Below are 20,010 nucleotides of genomic sequence, written 5' to 3'. Positions count from 1 at the left end.
CCCGTACCGTTCCTGTGGACTGAGCGGGAGTGAGCCCGTTCAGCCGCGCGCCCCGAACGGTCCTGGGCGAGCTGGTCCCCGGCGTACTCGTCCCCGGGGTGGCGACACCCCCGCGGCCGGAGGCCGCTGATGGACACAGCCCTGCACGACCCGGCCACATAGGTACAGCCAGAGGCGACGGAGAGGCCCTGCACCATCACACCGGTGAAACACCGGGCCCCGCACGCTGACGCCGTACCCCGCGTCCCAGATGGCAGATCGCAGATCGCAGATCACGCCAACCCAAACGGCCCAGGACAACGCCAGCCCGGAAGCCGACCATCACACGATCGAGTTAATTCGACCTCATGCGCACTCCTTGGCGAGCAGCTACCACCCCTGAAAAGACAGGTCTCAGCCCCGTCCGAATCGCCGGACCTACTCGACGACCAGCTCGACCGGGATGTTGTTGCGGGTGGCGTTGGAGTAGGGGCAGACCTGGTGGGCCTGCTCGACGAGCTTGCGGCCGGTGGCCTCGTCGACGGTGTCGGGGAGTTCGACGCGGAGGGTGACCTTGAGGGCGAAGCCCTCGCCCTGCTTGCCTATGCCGACCTCGGCGGTCACCGCGGCCTCGCTCACGTCGACCTTGGCGGCGCGGCCGACGAGACCGAGGGCGCTGGCGAAACAGGCGGAGTAGCCGGCGGCGAAGAGCTGCTCCGGGTTGGTGCCCTGGCCGTTGCCGCCCAGCTCCACCGGGAGGGCGAGGTCGAGGTCGAGCTTGCCGTCGTTGCTGACGGCGCGACCATCGCGGCCGTGGGTGGCGGTGGCGACAGCGGTGTAGAGCGCGTCCATGGGAGAACCATCCGTTTCACAGGTCATGTCACGTCCGGCGGTCCGGTCCGACCGCCGTTCACGGACTCCAGTAGAGCACGCAATTCAATTGCCCACAACTAAATGACGGACAGGAGTTACCCTGGACCCATGACCACGAGTGCCGCCCCCATGCCCGAGGAGATCTCCGAGGAGCTCTCCGGGCAGGTCTCCGAGGAGGACTTCCTCCGTCTCGACCGGCAGATCTGCTTCTCCCTGCACGCCGCCTCGCGCGCCTTCAACAGCGTCTACCGCGTGGTCCTGAAGGATCTGGGGATCACCTACCCCCAGTACCTGGTGATGCTGGTGCTGTGGGAGCAGGGCGAGCTGCCCGTGAAGAAGCTGGGCGAGCATCTGCGGCTCGACTCCGGGACCCTCTCGCCGCTCCTCAAGCGCCTGGAGGCGGCCGGTCTCGTACGGCGCGAGCGCAGCGCCCGCGACGAGCGGTCGGTGGTGGTGCGGCCGACCGAGGAGGGCACCGCCCTGCGGGAGCGCGCGCTGGCCGTGCCGCGCCGGATCGTCTCCGCGACGACCTTCGACATCGACGAGATCCGCGAGCTGCGCGACCGCCTGGACCGCCTGACGGCCGCACTGGACGAGGCGGCACTGGAGGAGTCGATGGGGACGACGGGGACAACGGGGGCGACGAAGGCTGTCGGCTAGGCGCCGACCGCGGCCGCCGGGCCGCCCCGCCCGGCGATCGATCCGAGCCATTCGGCCTATTCGAGCCATCCGAGCGCACCGACACAATCCCCACAACCTCGAACGGAACCCCGTCCTCCCGCGCGCCATCTTCCCCACGGGGCCGCGAAGCCGCCTTTAAGGGAAGATTGCACACATATCTCTCACGGGTGCGGGGCAACCATGGCTCTTCAGCAGGCGCAGGTCTCCGTCGTCGTCATCGGGTACGACGACGCCGCCCATGTGGCGGACGCCGTGCGCTCCGCGCTGGCCCAAGGGCCGGCCGTCCGTGAGGTGATCGCGGTCGACGACTGTTCCACGGACGGCAGCGGGGAGCTGCTGGAGCGGCTGGCCGAGGACGAGCCCCGCCTGAGAGTGATCCGGCGCCCGGCCAACAGCGGCGGCTGCGGCACCCCGCGCAACAACGGGCTGGACGCCGCGACCTCGCCGTACGTGATGTTCATGGACAGCGACGACGTGCTGCCGCCGGGTGCCGTGGACGCGCTGCTGGGCGCGGCCCTGGAGCACGACGCGCCGGTCGCGTCGGGGCTGTGCGTGCGCAAGGAGCTGCCGTCCGGCCGCGAGACCCCCTGGCAGCCCGAGCTGTACGCCCGGCGCACGCTGGTGGAGCACCCGTCTCGGCGCGTGCGCCTGGTGCACGACACCCTCTGCGTCAACAAGCTCTACCGCACCAGCTTCCTGCGCGAGCGTGCGATCCGTTTCCCCGAGGGCCGCTTCCCGTACGAGGACTTCGTGTTCGGCGCGCGCCTACTGGCCGCCATGCCGCGCGTCGCGCTCGTCCCCGACCCGGTGTACGTCTGGCAGGTGCGCCGGTCGGCGGCCCGGCTGTCCATCTCCCTCGACCGCTCCGGCATCGCCAACTGGCGGGCCCGAATCGAGGCCGACCGGATGTCGTACGACATCCTGCTGGGCGCCGGCGAGAAGCGGCTGGCGCGGGCCACCCGGACACGCTTCCTCGACCACTCGCTGCGGATGTACGCGCGCGAGCTGGACCTGCGCGGCGCGGAGTACCGGCGCGAGTGGTGGGCCCTGACGCGCGCGTACCTGGCCTCCTTCGACGAGGGCGACTTCACGCCGGCGCCCGCGCCCGGCCGGGTCGTCGCCCGGGTGATCCTCGCCGCCGAGGAGCCGCGCGACCTGGCCCGCCTCAAGGAGATCGCGGCCCGCCCGGCCCGGCTGACCCCGCCCTACGCGCGCGCGGGCGACGGCTCCCCCGTCTGGTCCGCCGACCTGCCCCAGGTGGATCTGGACCACCTCCTCGTCCGCCCCGTGCACCTGCTGCCCGCCGCCGTCGACGCGGAACTGCGACCACGCGCGCGGGGGACGGTGCTCCGGCTGCGACTGCACGAGCTGTACGGGCGGATGACGGAGGCGGAGCCGGAGAGTGTGGAGGCGGAGTTCACCGAACGGGAGGACGGGCGGGTGGGGTTCACCGGCACGGCGTCCCTCGCGGCCCAGCCGGACTTCGACAGCTGGACGGCCGAAGTCCCACTGGATCTGGCCGCGTTGGGCAACGGCACCTGGGACCTCCGGCTGCGGCTGCGGTTCAGGGACGGCAGCCACCGGGAGACCACCGCGCACGCCCTCGCGGGCGCCGGGCTGCTGCACCGGAGCGCACTGCCGAGCACGCGCCACGGCGTGCTTCTCGTGCAGCCGTACGCGACCCACGCGGGGGCGCTCGCCGTACGGATCGCGCCCGGTTGGCGAGGATTGACCGAAGTGATACGCCGTCGCCTCAAACGCCTGCTTCACTGATACCCGACCTGATTGCACCCGCATCATCGCTGGGGCATCGCTACGACATCGCCATGACTACGAAGGGACGGTCGTCCATGACCTGGCTGATCACCGGTGGCGCCGGATACATCGGGGCGCACGTGGTGCGCGCGATGCTCGACGCGGGCGAAGAGGCCGTCGTCTACGACGATCTGTCCACGGGAATCGCCGACCGGGTGCCCGAGGGCGTGCCGTTGGAGATCGGCTCCACCCTCGACGGGGTGCGGCTGGCACGGGTGATCCGGGACCGGGGCATCACCGGCGTCGTCCACCTCGCGGCGAAGAAGCAGGTCGGCGAGTCCGTCGAACTGCCGCTGCACTACTACCGGGAGAACGTCGAGGGCCTGCGCACCCTGCTGTCGGCCGTCGCCGACGCCGGGGTCGCGTCCTTCGTCTTCTCGTCCTCCGCCGCCGTGTACGGCATGCCCGATGTGGACCTCGTCACCGAGGACACACCGTGCCTGCCGATGAGCCCGTACGGCGAGACCAAGCTGGTCGGCGAGTGGCTGGTACGGGCCACGGGCCGGGCGACCGGCCTGTCGACGGCCTCGCTCCGCTACTTCAACGTGGCCGGCGCCGCGGCCCCCGAACTCGCCGACACCGGCATCTTCAACCTCGTCCCCATGGTCTTCGAGAAGCTGTCCGAGAGCGCCCCGCCGCGTATCTTCGGCGCCGACTACCCGACCCCCGACGGGACCTGTGTCCGGGACTACATCCACGTCGTCGACCTCGCGGAGGCCCATGTGGCGACCGCGCGGCGGCTGCGCGAGGCGCCGGGCACGGACCTCACCCTCAACATCGGGCGCGGGGACGGCGTCTCGGTGCGCGAGATGATCGACCGGATCAACGCGCTCACCGGCCACGACCTGCCGCCCGTGGTCGTCGACCGGCGGCCCGGCGACCCCGCGCGCGTCGTCGCCTCGGCGGACCGGATCGCCGCCGAGCTGGACTGGAAGGCGCGGTACGGCGTCGAGGACATGATCTCCTCGGCGTGGGCGGGCTGGACGGTGAACCACCCCGCGCGTTGAGGCAACGGTGAGGCATGTGGCTGGATTTACGGGACGCGGGAACTGTTCGGTGCCGTTTGCGCGTGTGTACTGAGGGAAGCGAACGACGAGCACGAGAAGTGCGACGAGTACGACGAGTACGAGCAGTACGAGCAGTACGGCGAGCAAGCGACGTACGACGTATCCGACAGGGGCGTTACGGGGGTAGCGACGATGCCGGCATGGGACATCGATCCGATCAACGTGCAGACCACGCTGAACTCGACCGGTGAGGCGGCGGGCGGTCTGGAGAAGGCCGCCAACTCGCTGGTGACGAACATGGCGAGCGCGGCGGAGTCGGCCGGTACGGCCGTGCCGGGCGGGCAGTTCAACGGGCCCATGATCGGGCCGGTGGCCACGGGCACCCCGCGCGTGCCGGTCGGCCCGGTCGCGGCGGCGCTGAGCAAGTACCTGCAGGAGCGGCAGCAGAAGCTGGCGTACATGGCGCAGCGGACCATCGACTCCGTGCAGGGCGCGGCCAAGGCCACCAACGCCTATGTCACGGGCGACCTGGACATGGCCGCCGACCAGCAGGCCAACGCCCTCAAGGCGACGGTCGTACCGCCACCGCCGGGTGTCGACGGCAACGGCGGGCAGGGGCCGAAGTGAGCGACGACATCCCCGTCATCCCGGAGGAGGTCCCCGAGTTCACCGGCAACCTGGAGCTGCTCGACCAGAACATCGCGGGCGTCCGCTCGGCCGGCACCTCCCTGAAGGACTCGGGCTCGGCGATCCACACCCGCTTCGGCGGCCTCTCGGCGTACTACAAGGCGCCCGAGGCGGAAGCTCTGTTCGCGACGACCGCGCCGGTGGCGGCCAAGGGCGACGAGTTCGCCACGGAGCTGGAGACCGTGGCCTCGGCCCTGGACACGTACGCCGCCGCCGTCGGCCCGCTCAAGCAGAGGTTCGACCAGCTCCGCCAGGACGCGATCGCCTTCCGCAACAAGATCGAGGGCGACGACGAGTGGCGCGCCGACGGCGACCTCATCGAGGAGAACAACAACCGCCGCTCGGACATCAACGCCGCGTACGCCGCCTTCCAGGCCGCCGAACGCGACTGCTACAACAAGATCGTCACGCTGGTCGGCGGTGAGCAGCTCGTCGTCAACGACGGCTCGAACAAAGAGAACATGTACGGCTACCGGGGCGAGGACCTCAACAACGCCGGCGGTCTGCCCTGGGGCGACCCGGTCGAGGAGTCCAACCCCTGGTACTACGTCCACGAGCACGTCTGGGACTTCGCGGTCGGCTTCGTCGTCGACGGCGTGTGGGGCACGATCAAGGGCCTCGGCACACTGGTGGGCTTCAACGGCTGGGACGCGGCGGGCCAGGCCTGGGTCGGCCTCGGCAAGCTCGCCACCGGCATCGTCATCATGGCCAACCCCGTTACGGCCGCCGCGTTCTGGCTCACCCCCGACGACAAACTGCCCTCCTGGATCCGCGACTCGCGCACGGCCGTCGTCGAGACCGGCAAGGCGCTCATCGCCTACGACGAGTGGGGCAAGAACCCGTCGCGGGCGGCCGGGGCGGTGACCTTCAACGTCCTGACCACGATCTTCACGGGCGGGGCGGGAGGTGCGGTCTCCGGCGCGGGCAAGGCGGGGGCCATCGCCAAGGCCATCTCCTTCGCGGGCAAGGCCGGCAAGATCGTCGACCCGATGACGTACATCACCAAGGGCGTCGGCACGACGGCGGTGAAGATCGGCGATGTCATGGCGAGCCTGCGCGGCATCACCGACGGCACACACATCAAGCTCGGCGAGGGCACGTACCAGATCGCCGATCCACCCAACATCACGGACGATCTGCCGACCGGTCTGACCCCCGAGAACAGCGTCCGCATGGAGACACCCAAGGGCGAGGTCGTCTACCTCGACACCCAGACCCTGGTGGTGCACAACGCCGACGGCACGGTCCGGGAGTCCCTGGACAGCATCAAGCACGAGGGGACCGCGGCCGAGCGGGGCGTCGATGTCTCGCGGCCCCAGCCGGAGTTGGTGGGGGCCGGGGCGAAGGTGGGCGACGGCACCGGGGCTGTGGGCCGGGTCGGCGACAGCACCGGTGGCCCCGGGCGCGTGGGCGACGACCTCGGCGGGACCGGGCGCGTGGGCGACGACGGGCTGCCGGGTGGACGTGCGGAGGGCCCCTCGGGGAGCCACACCGAGACGCCGGGTGGCAGTGGCAGTGGCCCCGGCGGTGGCGGTGGCGATAGGCCCGGCGGTGGCGGTGGTCACGGTGGCGGAAACGGCCCGGGCGGAGGCGACGGACCCGGCGGGGACGGACCCGGCGGAGGCGACGGACCCGGCGGGGACGGCCCTGGCGGAGGCGACGGACCCGGCGGAGACGGCCCTGGCGGTGGAGATGGCCCCGGCGGAGGCGACGGACCCGGCGGAGACGGACCCGGCGGAGGCGACGGACCCGGCAAGCCGGACTTCAGCGAGGGTGACTCGACGCCCACGCCTCCCACCGGCCCCATGAAGCCGGACCAGGAGGCCGCGGTTCTGAACCAGCTCAACCAGGCCAAGCTCAAGCCGCAGGACCTGGAGCGCATGCTCACCCAGATGCGCAAGAGCCCCTACGGAGCCGGCATCGCGGAGCACATCGCCCGTGGGGATCTCGCGGGCATGCCCGGCTACAAGGACCTTCTCCTCCAGGTCAAACAGGGAGACATGACGCCGTCGGTGCACATGGCCATGGAGCATGCGGCGGATCTGCACGCCCGGGGCGTCAAGGACGTGGCGTTCGAGTTCAAGGCGCCGGGCGATAAACTGGACCTGGATGTGCTGGTCAAGTCGGGCGACGAGATCGTGTACGGCGTACAGCTCAAGGACGTGCAGTCGGTCTCGGGTATCAACTCCGCCGCCAAGAAGATCGCCATCAAGCAGCTTGCCGGAGAGATCGCGGGTCAGAAGGTCGCCATTCTCGACATCCACGACGTGAAGGCCGCTGTCACCGATGACATCCTGAGGTCCGTCGAGGGATACGCGAGAAGGACCAACGCCACCTTCGAACTGCGTTTCCAGGACGGCTCGATCACCATCCCCGCCAACGGCCCGACGTATCCGTGAGGAATTCCGTGTCCCTTCTCATGCGCGCCCCGAAGGAATGTGCGTCGTGGACGTGGGAGCTCGATGAGTTCGCGCCCCCCGGCCTGGAATCCGCGCTGTCCGTGGCAGCCCGGATGTCCGCCGTGCTGCGCGAGCACGAGCTGCTCGTACCCGACAGCCTGGAATGGGACTGGTTCGTGTACGGCAGCGGCGGCACCGGGCTCATCACCCGTATGTCGCTCCAGGGGCCGATGGACGACGAGGACGTACCCCAGCGCGTCGAGCGGAGCCGCCCCGCCGGCTTCCCCGACGCATCGGTCGGGAGCATTCTCGTCGTGGGTTCCGGGACCTGGATCGACGCGACGGGCGAGAAGCGCGGGGAGCACCGGCTGGTCGAGTTGACGGTGGCCCCCGACGTGCCCGGGATCTGGGCGGAACTGGCCGTCTTCCACGACATCTGGGGACCGTTCGACTTCCGGGGCGAGCCGCATCCCGATGTCGAGAGGCAGAACGCCCCACGCCTCTCGGCGGCCCTCCAGTCGCTCGACGCGCTGCTGGGCGTCCCCGCCGAGCCCGGCGAGCCGACGTACTTCGGCGCCGCCGAGGGCCACGGCATCAGGACCCCGGACGTGATCGACGGCCACGGCCCGGACCTGACCGACCTCCTCTGACCCCACGCACGCCGCCATGCCCCGCGTCGCCGATGTACGCGGCGCGCGGCTCCGGCCGTGCCCCTCCACGCCCTCCAGGCCCTCCAGGCCCTCCTCACGTCCTTCGAAGCAGGCACCCTTGTCCGTCGACCCACAGCGCGCCCTCGGCGCCGTTCTCGGATCCGCCGTGGGCGACGCGCTCGGCGCGCCCTTCGAGTTCGGGCCCGAAGGGGCGTTCTCCGCGCGCTTCCCCCAGGCCGGCCACGGCGGTGAGATGTGCGGCGGCGGTGGCTGGGATCCCGGCGAAGCCACGGACGACACGCAGATGGCCGTCCTCGTCGGGGAATCGCTCGTCGAACACGGCGGGCTCCAACTGCCCGACGTCTTCGCGCGGTTCCGGCGCTGGGCCGCCGCCGGCCCCAAGGACATCGGCCTCCAGACCGAGGACGTCCTCACCAGCGGCGACCCCTGGGACCTCGCCGCCGCCATCCACTTCCAGGTCAACCAACGCGCCGCAGGCAACGGCGCGTTGATGCGGGCCGCCACCTCGGCCGTGTACTTCGCGCCGCACGGGCGTGCGGCCGGCATGGACGCCGGGCGGCGGTTGTCCGCGCTGACGCACGGGGACCCGGCAGCCTGGGAAGGCACCGCCGCCTTCCACGAGCTGGTGCGGATCGCGCTGGCCGGGGGCGACCCGCTCGCCGCCGTCCCCGAGACCCTGACCGCCCTCCACCCCGGCCACCGCCCCCGGTACACCGTCGTCCTCGCCCCCGACTGGCACCCGGACCAGGCCACGGAGTTCAACGGCGCCGTCTGGCCCTGCCTCGGCTCCGCCGTGTGGGCGCTGCGCACGACCGACTCGTACGAGGACGCCGTACGCGCCGCCGTGGACCTCGGCGGCGACACCGACACGGTCGCGGCGGTGACCGGCGGGCTCGCGGGCGCGGTGTACGGCGCCGAGGCCATCCCGGAGCGGTGGCTGGAGCCGCTGCACGTACCCCTCCCGGGATATGGGGAGCGCGTACTGCGCACGCCGGAACTCATCCATCTGGCAACGCGGTTGGCGGCTCAGGACGCCCACTGATCGTTTTCCGCGTCACGACCACGGTCATGACAGCCCTCAGCCATCGCCCGGCTCGTAGGCGCTGATGACGTACTCGGCCTCGTCGTCGATGGCGTTCTCGTCCAGGTCCAGGGTGATCCGCGAGGGATGCCCGCCGACGGCGTACTCCACCTCCGCCGTGTCCGCCTGCTCGTGCCAGGCCTTCTCCAGCATGTCCAACAGGTCCCCGATCTTGGGGATTCGGCCAAGCCCCTGATCCAGCGTCTGCCGACTGCCGTCGTCAAGGCCGACGGCCTCGGCCACCTTGCCGTCCCGGACCGTCACTCGGAAGCTCCCTGCCAGGACCTGCGAGGTCGACGTGAGTGTGTAGACGTACGAGACAGGCTCGCGCCACGTGATGTTGTTCCGCGCCGTGGTGCCCTTCGGCGACGCTCCCCCGGTCGACTCGGGAGGAGAGGGCTCGCCGTCACAGGCGGCGGTCACCCCCGCCATCCCCGCGATCAGCGCGGCAGCGAAGAACACGGAACGAGCACGGGAGCGTACGAGAGTCACGGCGACCCCATTCCTGAGCGGCTGCGCCTATGACGCCACCCGCCCCCGAAACGTTCGGGTCGTTCGGCTCCCCGCGCTCTCGGTGCCGTCCCGCACCGGCGCCCCTACAACGCCCGCAGCGCCGCGGCCGTAGCCCGAGTCAGACTCTCCAGATACCCCTTCGGCAGCTTCGGTGCCCGCACGACCACCGATCGCCAGTACAGCGGACCGGAGATCACGTCCAGCGCCAGGTCCTCGTCCGCCCCCGCCCGCACCTCGCCACGCGCGACCGCCGCCGCGACGATCCCGGTGGCGACGCTCTGCTGGCCCTCGCGGAGCGCCTTCTGCATGGCCTCGGCGATCTCCGGGTTGCGGGCGGCCTCGGCCTGAAGGTCGGGGATGATCTGGCCGGCGACGGGGTGGCGCAGGGCGCGGGACGTGACCTCGTAGAGGAGTCGGAGGTCACCCTCCAGGGAGCCCGTGTCCGGCATCGGCAGGCCCTGGACAGCCACCGCCGAGACGAGGTCGAGCACCAGGTGCAGCTTGGAGCGCCAGCGCCGGTACACCGCCGTCTTGCCGACGCCCGCGCGGCGCGCGATCCCCTCGATGGACATCCGGGCGTAGCCGACGGCCGCCAGTTCCTCGAAGACCGCCGCCCGGATCGCCTCGGTCACGTCCTCCCGGAGCACGGCCGCCCCGGCGGGGGTCCGGCGGCGCGGCCGTGGCGGCGGCTGCGCTTCGGAGGGGTCGGCGTTCGTCGTCATGCCCCACAGCATAGGGCGTGACGACGAAACGGTTGCGTTCCGACGTCGAATCGGCTTACTCTCGCGTTGCGACGATACGGTCCCGTCCCGACGTAAGCGCACGGCAAGAACAATACGAGAGCAGTACGAGAGCAGTACGAGATCGGCGTAAGGAAGCGTGAGACGACGCCGAGTACGGCCGGGCACCCGGGACGCCCCCCACTAGCGAAAGCAGCGGCTGTGAGCCAGGTCCTCCACACACCGCCACCCCCCACGGCGGCCAACCCCCCGGCCGCCCCGGGCACCCCCGCCGAGACCCCGACCCAGCTCGCCGAGCGGTACGGCCTCAGCGTCAGCGGGGCCCGCCCCTCGCTCGGCGCGTACGTACGGCAGCTGTGGGCCAGACGGCACTTCATCACCGCCTTCGCCACGGCGAAGCTGACCGCGCAGTACAGCCAGGCGAAGCTGGGCCAGGTGTGGCAGATCGCGAACCCGCTGCTCAACGCGGCGGTCTACTACCTGATCTTCGGTCTGCTCATGGGCACCAAGAAGGGCGTGCCGGACTACGTCCCGTTCCTCGTGACCGGCGTGTTCGTGTGGACCTTCACCCAGAGCTCGATCATGGCGGGCACCCGGGCCATATCCGGCAGCCTCGGCCTGGTCCGGGCCCTGCACTTCCCCCGGGCCTCGCTGCCTCTGTCGTACTGCCTGCAGCAGCTCCAGCAGTTGCTCTTCTCCATGGCCGCGCTGGTCGTGATCCTGCTCGCGTTCGGGGTGCCGGTCGCCGCGTCCTGGCTGCTGATCCTGCCGGCGCTCACGCTTCAGTTCGTGTTCAACGCGGGGGTCGCGATGGTGATGGCGCGGATCGGCGCCAAGACCCCCGACATCTCGCAGCTGATGCCGTTCGTGCTGCGTACCTGGATGTACGCGTCGGGCGTGATGTTCAGCATGGACCACATCCTCGCCGACCGGGACATGCCGGCCTTCGTGCACCTCCTGCTGGAACTCAACCCGGCCGCCGTCTACATCGACCTCATGCGTTTCGCGCTGATCGACAGTTTCCACAGGGGCCAACTGCCGTCGCACGTGTGGGCGATCGCGGCGGGCTGGGCGCTCCTCGCGGGCGTCGGCGGGTTCATCTACTTCTGGAAGTCTGAGGAGACGTACGGCCGTGGCTGACACCATCACCCCCATCGTTCCGGGCGCGCGGCAGGAAGCCGGCCAGGGCACCGCCGCCGAGCTCGTCCCCACCGTCGTCGTCGACGGTGTCGACATCGTCTACCGCGTCAACGGAACCGGTGCCGGGCGCGGCACCGCCACCGCCGCACTCAACCGCATCCTGCGGCGGAAGAAGTCCGAGAAGGCGGCCGGTGTGCGCAAGGTGCACGCCGTGCGAAACGTGTCCTTCACCGCGTACCGGGGCGAGGCCATCGGCCTCATCGGCACGAACGGCTCCGGCAAGTCGACCCTCCTCAAGGCCGTCGCCGGACTCCTCCCCGTCGAGAACGGCCGCATCTACACCGACGGCCAGCCCTCCCTGCTCGGCGTCAACGCGGCCCTGATGAACGACCTCACGGGTGAGCGGAACGTCCACCTCGGCGGGCTCGCCATGGGCATGTCCCGTGAGCAGGTCAAGGAGCGGTACGAGGAGATCGTCGACTTCTCGGGCATCAACGAGAAGGGGGACTTCATCACGCTCCCCATGCGCACGTACTCCTCCGGCATGGCGGCCCGGCTGCGGTTCTCCATCGCCGCCGCGAAGGACCACGACGTGCTGTTGATCGACGAGGCCCTCGCCACCGGGGATCGCTCCTTCCAGAAGCGGTCCGAGGCTCGGATTCGTGAGCTGCGGAAGCATGCGGGCACGGTGTTTCTCGTCAGCCACAACAACAAGTCGATCCGGGACACGTGTGATCGGGTGCTGTGGCTCGAGCGGGGGGAACTCCGTCTGGACGGGCCGACGGACGAGGTGTTGAAGGAGTACGAGAAGTTCACCGGGGGGAAGAAGTAGGTCTTCTCGCCTGAGAGCTCGGGGGGCGAACTGTGGTGTGGCGGCTGCGGGTTCGTCGTGGTTGATGGCGCAGTTCCCCGCGCCCCTTGAAAGCAGGGGGCTACCTCTCCAGGAAGGTGAACAGAGCCTCCCACCTGTCCACGATCTCCTCCGTCCCGTACCTCCGAATGTTCTCCCTCGCCGTGTCGCCCATTCGGTCCCGCAATGCCTTGTCGGTCATCAACAGGTCCAGTTTGCGGGCCAGTTCACCGGTGTTGCCGGGGGCTACGAGCAGTCCGTCCTCCCCGTCCCGCACAATCTCGTGGACGCCCGGTGCGCAGTCGAAGGCAACGCAGGGGACGGCCATCGCCATGGCTTCCATCAGGGCGAGGGGGAAGCCTTCGCCCCGGGAGGACAGGGCGAAGACCGAGCCGCCGCGCAGGGCGCCCGGTACGTCGTTCGTACGGCCCATCCAGGCCACCGAGTCGTCCAGACCCAGTGCCGTGCACTGCTTGCGGAGGAGTTCCTCGTCGTCGCCGGAGCCGTAGACGAGGAGGGTCCAGTCGGGGTGACGCGGGGCCACCTCGGCCCAGGTGTCGAGGAGCATGTCGACGCCCTTCTCGTCGCTGAGCCGGCCGATGCTGACGACGGCCTTCCCGGTGCGCGGCGAGGGCACCTCCGGCACCCAGGGCACGGCGTTGGGCAGGTACGAGGCGTTGTTGAGGCCCTCGCCGATCCACAGGTCGGCGTCCTCGCGGGTGAGGACGAGCATGCGGTCGACGTCCCGGTAGTGCCTGAGCACCCGCTGGAAGCGCGAGGAACGCCGCGAGGTCTCGAAGGACTCGTGGCTCATCCCGATGACGGTCAGACCGGCGGTGTCGGCGAACTTCACCCACTCCATCGCCCACACCTGGGTCACGACGACGACCCCGCCTGGGCGCGCGGCCCGGAAAAGACCGGTCAGCACGGTCGCCCTGTCCCGCATGCTCGCGTCCCGCGCCCGGCCGGGGCCCGGCGGCTGACCGTCGTACAGCCTGGTGGTGGGGTACGGGAGTTCACCGAGGTCGTGCGGATCCTCGGGGGTGGTGATCCCGATGACGTGGACGCGATGGCCGCGCTCGGTGAGGAGGCGGGCCAGGTGATGGGACCAGCTGGTCACGCCGCCCATCTCGTCCACGCTGTTGGACACCAGGAAGACGTCCCGCGGCCCGGTCACTCGTGCCTCGTCCCGCCCGGTCACTTGTGCCTCCACTCGGAGAAGAACTGGTCGACGACGCTCTGCGCCGCCGTCCCCTTGTCGTACTCGCCGAAGTCGGCCGTGAACCGCTCCCGCGCGGCGGCGTACTTGAGCGTCTGCTCGTCCAGCGGCATCGACCGCAGTACGGAGTGCAGCTCGTCCTCCGTCCGCACGATCGGGCCCGGCGCCCGTTCCAGCAGGTCGAAGTAGGTGCCCCGGCCCTCGTGCACGTACTCGTCGTAGTCGTACGTGAAGAAGAGCATCGGGCGGTCCAGCAGCGCGTAGTCGAACATCACCGATGAGTAGTCCGTGATCAGCGCGTCCGCGAGAGCGAGGACGGGGGTCACGTCGTGGTGCGCCGATACGTCGATGACCCGGCCCCGGACCGAGGGCGGAAGCACGACGTGGTTGAGGTAGTGGGCGCGGACGAGGAGGACGTACTCGTCGCCGAACGTCTCGGCGAAGCGCTCCACGTCGAAGGGGAGGGTGAAGCGGCGCTGACCCTGGTGGCGGAAGGTGGGGGCGTAGAGCAGGACCTTCTTGTCGGCCGGGATGCCCAACTCAGCGGCCAACAGCGGTCGCTGAGCCTTCGCTCGGGCCTGTACGAGCGCGTCGTTGCGCGGATAGCCCACCCGCAGCAGCACCTTCTCCCGCAGCCGGAAGGCCTTTGCCAGGGTGCGGACATCGTGCTCGGAGCGGATCAGGAAGTGGTCGAAGCGGTCGAGGGTGCGCTGTTGTTCGGTCTGTTCGGCGCGGGTCTTGAGCTTCCAGCCGGGCTCGTCGAAGCCCATGCGCTTGAGCGCGGAGCCGTGCCAGGTCTGGAGGTAGGTCGTGCCGGGGCGCTTGGTCAGCTTCAGCGGAAAGCTCTGGTTGTCGATCCAGAACTCGGCACGGGCCAGCGCCCGCAGGTACGGCAGCGACCAGCGTCGGACGAGGGTGGCGTCGGCGGGGAAGCCCTGCGGACGGCCCGTGTACGACCACACCGCCTCGAAGTCGAGACCCTGGCGGCGCATCTCCTCGTAGAGCGCCCGGGGGCTGTCGCTGTACTGCCGGCCGAGGTGGCTCTCGAACACCACCAAGCGCTTCTGCATCGGCATGCGCTGGAAAACCTCATGATAAAGACGGATTTTCGTATCTCCGGAGGTGGCCTTCTTGCGCAGCGCCTTCGCCTTGCGGTAGCCGGACTTGGCCAGCCGGCCGGGCGTCCCCCGCAGGCCCCGGGTGACGAGGACGTTCGCCTTCTTGTCGGGGACCAGCCGGAACGCGAGGTGGCCGCGGCTGGAGATCTGCGGCTCGACCCGGTCGGCGACCAGCCGCGTGAGACGGGGGCGGACCGGCAACTCGCCGGTGACCAGGCCCGGTTCGGCGGCGGTGAGCCGACTGGAGGTGCGCTCGCCGTCGACCTCCAGGTGGAGGCGTACGTCCCAGACGGCGTCCACGATGCCGAGCGGACGGAGGGTCTTCGTGATGTCGGCCCTGGCCTGCCAGGTGATGTACGGGCCGTCGTGCCGGACGGTCGCCACCGGCACCCGGAAGGTCTGGAAGCGCACGCCCGGGCGGCGGGCGTAGAACTCCAGCGAGGCGGTGAGCCGGGCACCGGGCGGGATGACCCCGAGCGGGTTGGTGACCCGCCCGGCGAGATGGATGCCGCCCCTGCCCGCCGCGTCCTCCTCGTACTCCGTCAGCTCGTTGCGCAGGAACAGCTTCCCGACCGGCCGGGCGTGGTAGCCGAGTTCGGTGACGTCCAGGATCCGGCGCGCGAACTCCCCTTCCTCTCCAGGGGCGTCCAGGTGCTCGGCGGCGCACCAGTAGATCCGTCCGTCGCGCTCGACGAGCGGCGCGGAGACCTTGTCGCGGTTGGTGAGCGTGTCCACGGCGGGCAGCAGGTTGTCCCAGTCGCTCATCCGCAGGAGGTGGGCGCAGATGGCGTGGATGGGCTCGACCTCGTCGTACGCGGCCGGGTCGATCGACGCCAGATAGGCGCGGGCCAGCTCCGCGAACTCCCGACGGTAGGCCGCGTCCCGGAAGGGCAGGTCACGCAGATGCAGCACCAGGTCGTGCTTGAGGAACTTGACGTCCTTGTAGAACTTCAGCTCCCGCATGCCCTTGTCGGCGAGGAGCCGGTCCACCCGGCGGTGGATCTCCATGCGGTGCGCGAAGTTGGCGATCTCGGCCCGCCGGTTGCTGATCGACTTGGACTCAGCCTTCTCGACGACGTTCCAGTCGTAGACCCGGTTGGGGATCAGGGTGATCCGACGGGCGGCCGCGTACGCCTGGGCGGAGAAGAAGAGGTCCTCGTAGTGGATGCCGACGGGGAACAGCAGACCGTTGTCGACCAGGAAGTCCCGGCGGTAGCACTTGTTGGTGGACAGGGTGTCATAGACCAGCAGGTCGGGCAGTTCGGAGACCGAGTCGAGGGTACGGGTGCGGGCGTACAGCCACGGGTACCACTTGATCTCCTTGCGCGTGCGCGTGTCCACGTGGACGCGGACGCAGAGGCCGGAGACGAGGTCGGCGCCGGTGGTCTCGGCTGCCTCCAGCATGTTCCGGCAGGCGTTGCGCTCCAGGACGTCGTCGCTGTCGAGGAAGAGGACGTACTCGCCTCGGGTCTCACGGATGCCCTGATTGCGGGGCGCGCCGCAGCCGCCGCTGTTCACGGGGAGTCGGTACGCCCGTACGCGGTCCGGGTGCTCGGCCGCGAGGCGGGCGGCCACCTCGTACGAGCCGTCCGTGCTGTGGTCGTCGACGATCACGACCTCGACGCTCCGCAGCGTCTGCTCCAGCACCGAGCGGACGGCCGTGGGCAGCCTGGCCTCGTCGTTGTAGACGATCACGACGACGGACATCGCGGGTCGCTGGTCCACGTCCGCGTTCACCCCATTCATCCCGTTCCACTGCTTCTTCTACCCTCTATAGACCGTGGTGCGGTTGAGGGCCACTTGGGTAGATGTCCACGGACGGGCACGGGTTGCCTCATCCGCCACCGCCGCATCCGTCCCGCGATACGCTCCGAGGGCAGGCGTGAGCGGAGGGGGCGGTCGATGCGCGGGGTGGTACCTGAGCCGCTGCGGGGTGAGGATCCGCGGGACATCGCCGGATATCCGCTGTACGCCCGGATCGGTGAGGGCGGCATGGGCACCGTCTACCTCTCCCGCAGCCGGGGCGGTCAGCCGGTCGCGCTGAAGTTGGTCCGCCCGGAGTACGCCGACAGCCCCGCCTTCCGTGAGCGCTTCGCCCGCGAGGTGGCCGCCGGGCGCCGCGTCTCCGGCTACCACCTGGTGCCGATCGTCGACCACGACGCCGGGGCGGAGCGGCCCTGGCTCGCCACGCACTACGTCCCGGGCGTCCCCCTCGACCAGGCCCTGGAGACCCACGGCCCGCTCCCCGTCCCCACGGTCCTGCAGCTGCTGGCCTGCGCCGCGTACGCGCTGGACGCCGTGCACACCGCCGGGGTGATCCACCGCGACGTCAAGCCCGCCAACCTGCTGCTCGCCGCGGACGGGCCCTGGCTGCTCGACTTCGGCATCGCCCGGGCGGCGGGCGCGGCCACCCTCACCACCGCCGGACGCCTCATCGGCACCCCGCACTACATGTCCCCCGAGCACGCCCTCGGCCGCCGGGTCACCTCCGCGTCCGACGTCTTCGCGCTGGGCCTGATCGCGGCGGTCGCCGCCAGCGGACACCACCCGTACGGCCGCGGCAACCCCCTGGCCATCGCCACCCGCATCGCCGCCACCGACGTCACCCCGCCCACCTTGGACGGCATCGGCCGCCCCCTCCTCGACGTCATCCGCCGCTGCCTCACCGCCGACCCGGGGTCCCGCCCCTCCGCCGCCGCCATTGCCGAACACTGCGCGGGAGCGGCCCGCCGAGACGTCCGCGACTTCACGAACTGGCTACCGGCCCCCTACGCCACCTCGATCTCCATCATCGAAACAGCCTTCCGCACGCTGTCCCTGACAGAAGCCCCGACCACTCCGGCCCCACCGCCCCGCCTCTCCGAGGCCCCGACGGTCCGCCGGCTACCACCGACGGCCCCGATCACCATGCGGGACGAGGAGTGGCGCCGCAGGGTCCGCCGGGACCCATAAGTGCGTCGTCGGGTGTGGGCTGGTGGGGCTTCTCGCGCAGTTCCCCGCGCCCCTTGAAAGCACGGGGCGCCCCCACGTTTTCAGGGGCGTTTTCAGAGGCGCGGGGAACTGCGCGAGCAACCACACACCACCCGCACCCGCCAGACGACCCCGCAGGGTGATGGGGGGGGAGGGTGGGCACAGCCGACAGCGCCGGGTGCCCCACGACCAAGGCCCCACTACAGCACCGCACCCCCACAGTCACACGGAACCGAAACGCCAGGCCCAAGTGTCATAAGTGCCGTATAAGCTTCGGACCGCTCCAAGTGCCCAGGCGCGGCACAGGAGTTCGGCACCGCATCGGGGGAGGCTCCCATCAGCACCAGCACTGGCGACATCCTGAGCCCGCTGGGACCGCAGGATCCGCGAGAGACCGCCGGCTACCACCTGCAGGCCCGCATCGGCGAGGGCGGCATGGGCACGGTCTACCTGTCGCACACCCGCGGCGGTCAACCCGTCGCCCTGAAGGTCATCCGCCGCGAGTACGGCCAGGACGCCGACTTCCGCCGCCGCTTCGAGCAGGAGGTCCAGGCGGCCCGCCGCGTGCAGGGCTACCACATCGTCCCGGTCGTCGACCACGACACCACCGGCGAACTCCCCTGGCTGGCCTCGGCGTTCATCGCGGGCATCTCCCTGCACGACGCCCTCGTCTCCTTCGGCCCGCTCCCCCTGCCCGCCGTGTTCCAGCTGGTCGGCTGCGCGGCCCGCGCCCTGACCTCCATCCACGCGGCCGGCGTCATCCACCGCGACCTCAAGCCCAGCAACATCCTGCTGGGCTCCCGGGGCCCGTACGTCATCGACTTCGGCATCGCCCGCGCCGCCGACGCCACCCACCTGACCCAGTCCGGCGGCCTGATCGGCACCCCGCAGTACATGTCGCCGGAGCACGCCCTCGGCGAGCAGGTCACCCCGGCCACCGATGTCTTCTCCCTCGGCCTGATCGCGGCGGTCGCGGCCACCGGACGTCACCCGTACGGCGACGGCGGCGCCATCACCGTCGCCGCGCAGATCGCCAACACCGCCCAGCGGCCGCCCAGACTCGACGGGTACGACGAGCGGTTGCGCCCCCTGCTGGAGCGCTGCCTGACCGCCGACCCGGCCGAGCGCGTCGGCACCGAGGAACTGGCCGCGCTCTGCCAGGAGTCGGCGGGCCGCGACCTCAGCGACTTCACCGGCTGGCTCCCGCAGCCCCTCACCGCCGAGATCGCCCGCCGCGAGCAGTCGGCCCAGACCCCGCCCCAGCCGACGGCACCCCAGATGCCCGCGGCGCCCCCGGCCACCGCCCCGGCGACCCCCGCGACGCCGCCTTACGACCCGGCGGCCCACACCCCGGGCACCACCCAGGGCGTACCCCAGGCCGCCCCGATGACCGGCTTCGGCCCGGCGGCACAGGCCCAGGCTCCGACCCCCGGCTACGGCTACCCGCCCCCGGCGACGGACACCTACAACCTCACCCCGCAGGCCCCCGCCCCGGCACCGGCCCCGGCGCCGCCCAAGAAGAGCCGCCGCGGCCTGAAGGCGGCCCTCGTCGTGCTGGCCCTCGTCCTCGTGGCCGGCTCGGGCGCGGCCGCCGCCGTGTATGTGCTCGGCGACAAGAAGGACAGCGACAACACGACGAGCGACAACACCAAGGACAGCGGCAAGAGCGACGACAAGGCCGACGACAAGGCGGCCTCGACGCCCTCCTCGTCCCCCACCGACTCCGACTCCGACGGACAGGGCACCGAGCAGGACGTGACCAACCCGACCGGGTCCGCCACGGTGCCCGCGAACGCCAAGTTCACCCTGGACTTCGAGGGCCAGTCCTTCGTCCTGCGCACCCCCGCCGAGGGCTACACCTACATCGACCTGGACCAGCCCAGCATCGACACCAAGGCCGAGATGACCGACGAGACGCGGGACATGTCGATCGAGAACAGCCAGTGGAACTTCGAGACCACGATGGGCAAGAGCGAGGGCGGCACGCTCGAACAGTGCCGCACGGGCGCGGACACCGACGTCCTGCCCTCCTTTGTGAACTCCGACGACTTCGGCAAGGACGCGATCATCTCCGAGGGCTCCCGCCTCTGCACGGTCACCAAGGACGGCAACCTCGCGATGTACGAGATCAGCAAGCTGACCCCGGGCGAATACAGCTGGGAAGTGCCCACCGTCGAGGGCAAGCTGACGCTCTGGGAGAAGGTCACCGAGTAGCCCGGCGCACGCACACGAAAGGGGGCGCCCCGGGTTCCGACGAACCCGGGGGC

At 70.6% G+C, this 20,010-nt stretch carries 16 protein-coding genes; 11 read left to right on the top strand and 5 right to left on the bottom strand.

Annotated features, from left to right (window positions below):
- Window positions 1-417: 417 nt before the first annotated feature.
- Window positions 418-831: an organic hydroperoxide resistance protein gene (locus ACFU53_RS24085; protein ID WP_383995957.1), complete on the bottom strand. Its 414-nt coding sequence runs from the start codon at window positions 829-831 to the stop codon at window positions 418-420.
- 129 nt (window positions 832-960) lie between these two features.
- Here ACFU53_RS24085 and ACFU53_RS24080 point away from each other — a divergent pair, with 129 nt between their 5' ends.
- From ACFU53_RS24080 to ACFU53_RS24050, 7 genes are all read left to right on the top strand, one after another.
- A complete protein-coding gene (locus ACFU53_RS24080) occupies window positions 961-1,512 on the top strand; it encodes a MarR family winged helix-turn-helix transcriptional regulator (RefSeq protein WP_383995953.1) in 552 nt (183 codons plus the stop codon).
- A 201-nt stretch (window positions 1,513-1,713) separates the two neighbouring features.
- A complete protein-coding gene (locus ACFU53_RS24075) occupies window positions 1,714-3,306 on the top strand; it encodes a glycosyltransferase (RefSeq protein ID WP_383995950.1) in 1,593 nt (530 codons plus the stop codon).
- Between the two features lie 77 nt (window positions 3,307-3,383).
- Complete coding sequence (gene galE, locus ACFU53_RS24070; RefSeq protein WP_383995985.1) at window positions 3,384-4,355, top strand: UDP-glucose 4-epimerase GalE; 972 nt, start codon at window positions 3,384-3,386, stop codon at window positions 4,353-4,355.
- 192 nt (window positions 4,356-4,547) lie between these two features.
- The gene (locus ACFU53_RS24065; RefSeq protein ID WP_383995947.1) at window positions 4,548-4,982 is read left to right on the top strand and encodes a DUF6507 family protein; all 435 of its coding nucleotides are present in this window, start codon (window positions 4,548-4,550) and stop codon (window positions 4,980-4,982) included.
- Entirely contained in the window at window positions 4,979-7,441 is a 2,463-nt protein-coding gene (locus ACFU53_RS24060; RefSeq protein WP_383995944.1) for a hypothetical protein, read from the top strand. The genes ACFU53_RS24065 and ACFU53_RS24060 overlap by 4 nt, the downstream gene beginning before the upstream one ends.
- A gap of 20 nt (window positions 7,442-7,461) precedes the next feature.
- Window positions 7,462-8,091, top strand: a complete 630-nt coding sequence (locus ACFU53_RS24055) for a hypothetical protein (RefSeq protein WP_383995982.1) — start codon at window positions 7,462-7,464, stop codon at window positions 8,089-8,091.
- Window positions 8,092-8,209: 118 nt separating this feature from the next.
- On the top strand, window positions 8,210-9,154 hold the full coding sequence (locus tag ACFU53_RS24050) for an ADP-ribosylglycohydrolase family protein (RefSeq protein ID WP_383995941.1): 945 nt from the start codon (window positions 8,210-8,212) through the stop codon (window positions 9,152-9,154).
- 36 nt (window positions 9,155-9,190) lie between these two features.
- On the opposite strand, the gene ACFU53_RS24045 is transcribed toward ACFU53_RS24050, so the two are convergent.
- A complete protein-coding gene (locus tag ACFU53_RS24045; RefSeq protein WP_383995938.1) occupies window positions 9,191-9,685 on the bottom strand; it encodes a DUF6174 domain-containing protein in 495 nt (164 codons plus the stop codon).
- Window positions 9,686-9,789: 104 nt separating this feature from the next.
- On the bottom strand, window positions 9,790-10,428 hold the full coding sequence (locus ACFU53_RS24040; protein WP_383995935.1) for a TetR/AcrR family transcriptional regulator: 639 nt from the start codon (window positions 10,426-10,428) through the stop codon (window positions 9,790-9,792).
- A 219-nt stretch (window positions 10,429-10,647) separates the two neighbouring features.
- Between ACFU53_RS24040 and ACFU53_RS24035 the strand changes: the two genes are divergently transcribed.
- Both ACFU53_RS24035 and ACFU53_RS24030 read left to right on the top strand, forming a co-directional pair.
- Window positions 10,648-11,586: an ABC transporter permease gene (locus ACFU53_RS24035; protein WP_383995933.1), complete on the top strand. Its 939-nt coding sequence runs from the start codon at window positions 10,648-10,650 to the stop codon at window positions 11,584-11,586.
- Window positions 11,579-12,418 carry an ABC transporter ATP-binding protein gene (locus ACFU53_RS24030; RefSeq protein ID WP_383995930.1) on the top strand — a complete coding sequence of 280 codons (840 nt, stop codon included), beginning with the start codon at window positions 11,579-11,581 and terminating at the stop codon, window positions 12,416-12,418. The genes ACFU53_RS24035 and ACFU53_RS24030 overlap by 8 nt, the downstream gene beginning before the upstream one ends.
- 100 nt (window positions 12,419-12,518) lie before the next feature.
- Here ACFU53_RS24030 and ACFU53_RS24025 read toward each other — a convergent pair whose 3' ends face one another.
- On the bottom strand, window positions 12,519-13,637 hold the full coding sequence (locus tag ACFU53_RS24025; RefSeq protein WP_383995927.1) for a glycosyltransferase: 1,119 nt from the start codon (window positions 13,635-13,637) through the stop codon (window positions 12,519-12,521).
- A complete protein-coding gene (locus ACFU53_RS24020; protein ID WP_383995924.1) occupies window positions 13,634-16,519 on the bottom strand; it encodes a CDP-glycerol glycerophosphotransferase family protein in 2,886 nt (961 codons plus the stop codon). The genes ACFU53_RS24025 and ACFU53_RS24020 overlap by 4 nt, the downstream gene beginning before the upstream one ends.
- A gap of 156 nt (window positions 16,520-16,675) precedes the next feature.
- Here ACFU53_RS24020 and ACFU53_RS24015 point away from each other — a divergent pair, with 156 nt between their 5' ends.
- Together ACFU53_RS24015 and ACFU53_RS24010 are read left to right on the top strand one after the other, a co-directional pair.
- On the top strand, window positions 16,676-17,725 hold the full coding sequence (locus tag ACFU53_RS24015; protein WP_383995921.1) for a serine/threonine-protein kinase: 1,050 nt from the start codon (window positions 16,676-16,678) through the stop codon (window positions 17,723-17,725).
- A gap of 453 nt (window positions 17,726-18,178) precedes the next feature.
- The gene (locus tag ACFU53_RS24010; RefSeq protein WP_383995918.1) at window positions 18,179-19,957 is read left to right on the top strand and encodes a serine/threonine-protein kinase; all 1,779 of its coding nucleotides are present in this window, start codon (window positions 18,179-18,181) and stop codon (window positions 19,955-19,957) included.
- The last annotated feature ends 53 nt before the right edge of the window (window positions 19,958-20,010 follow it).

The sequence above is a fragment of the Streptomyces sp. NPDC057474 genome (assembly GCF_042802555.1).
Classification (GTDB): Bacteria; Actinomycetota; Actinomycetes; order Streptomycetales; family Streptomycetaceae; genus Streptomyces.
The sequence above is the reverse complement of the archived record's forward strand: the minus strand, read 5'-3'. Positions and strand labels throughout refer to the sequence as shown.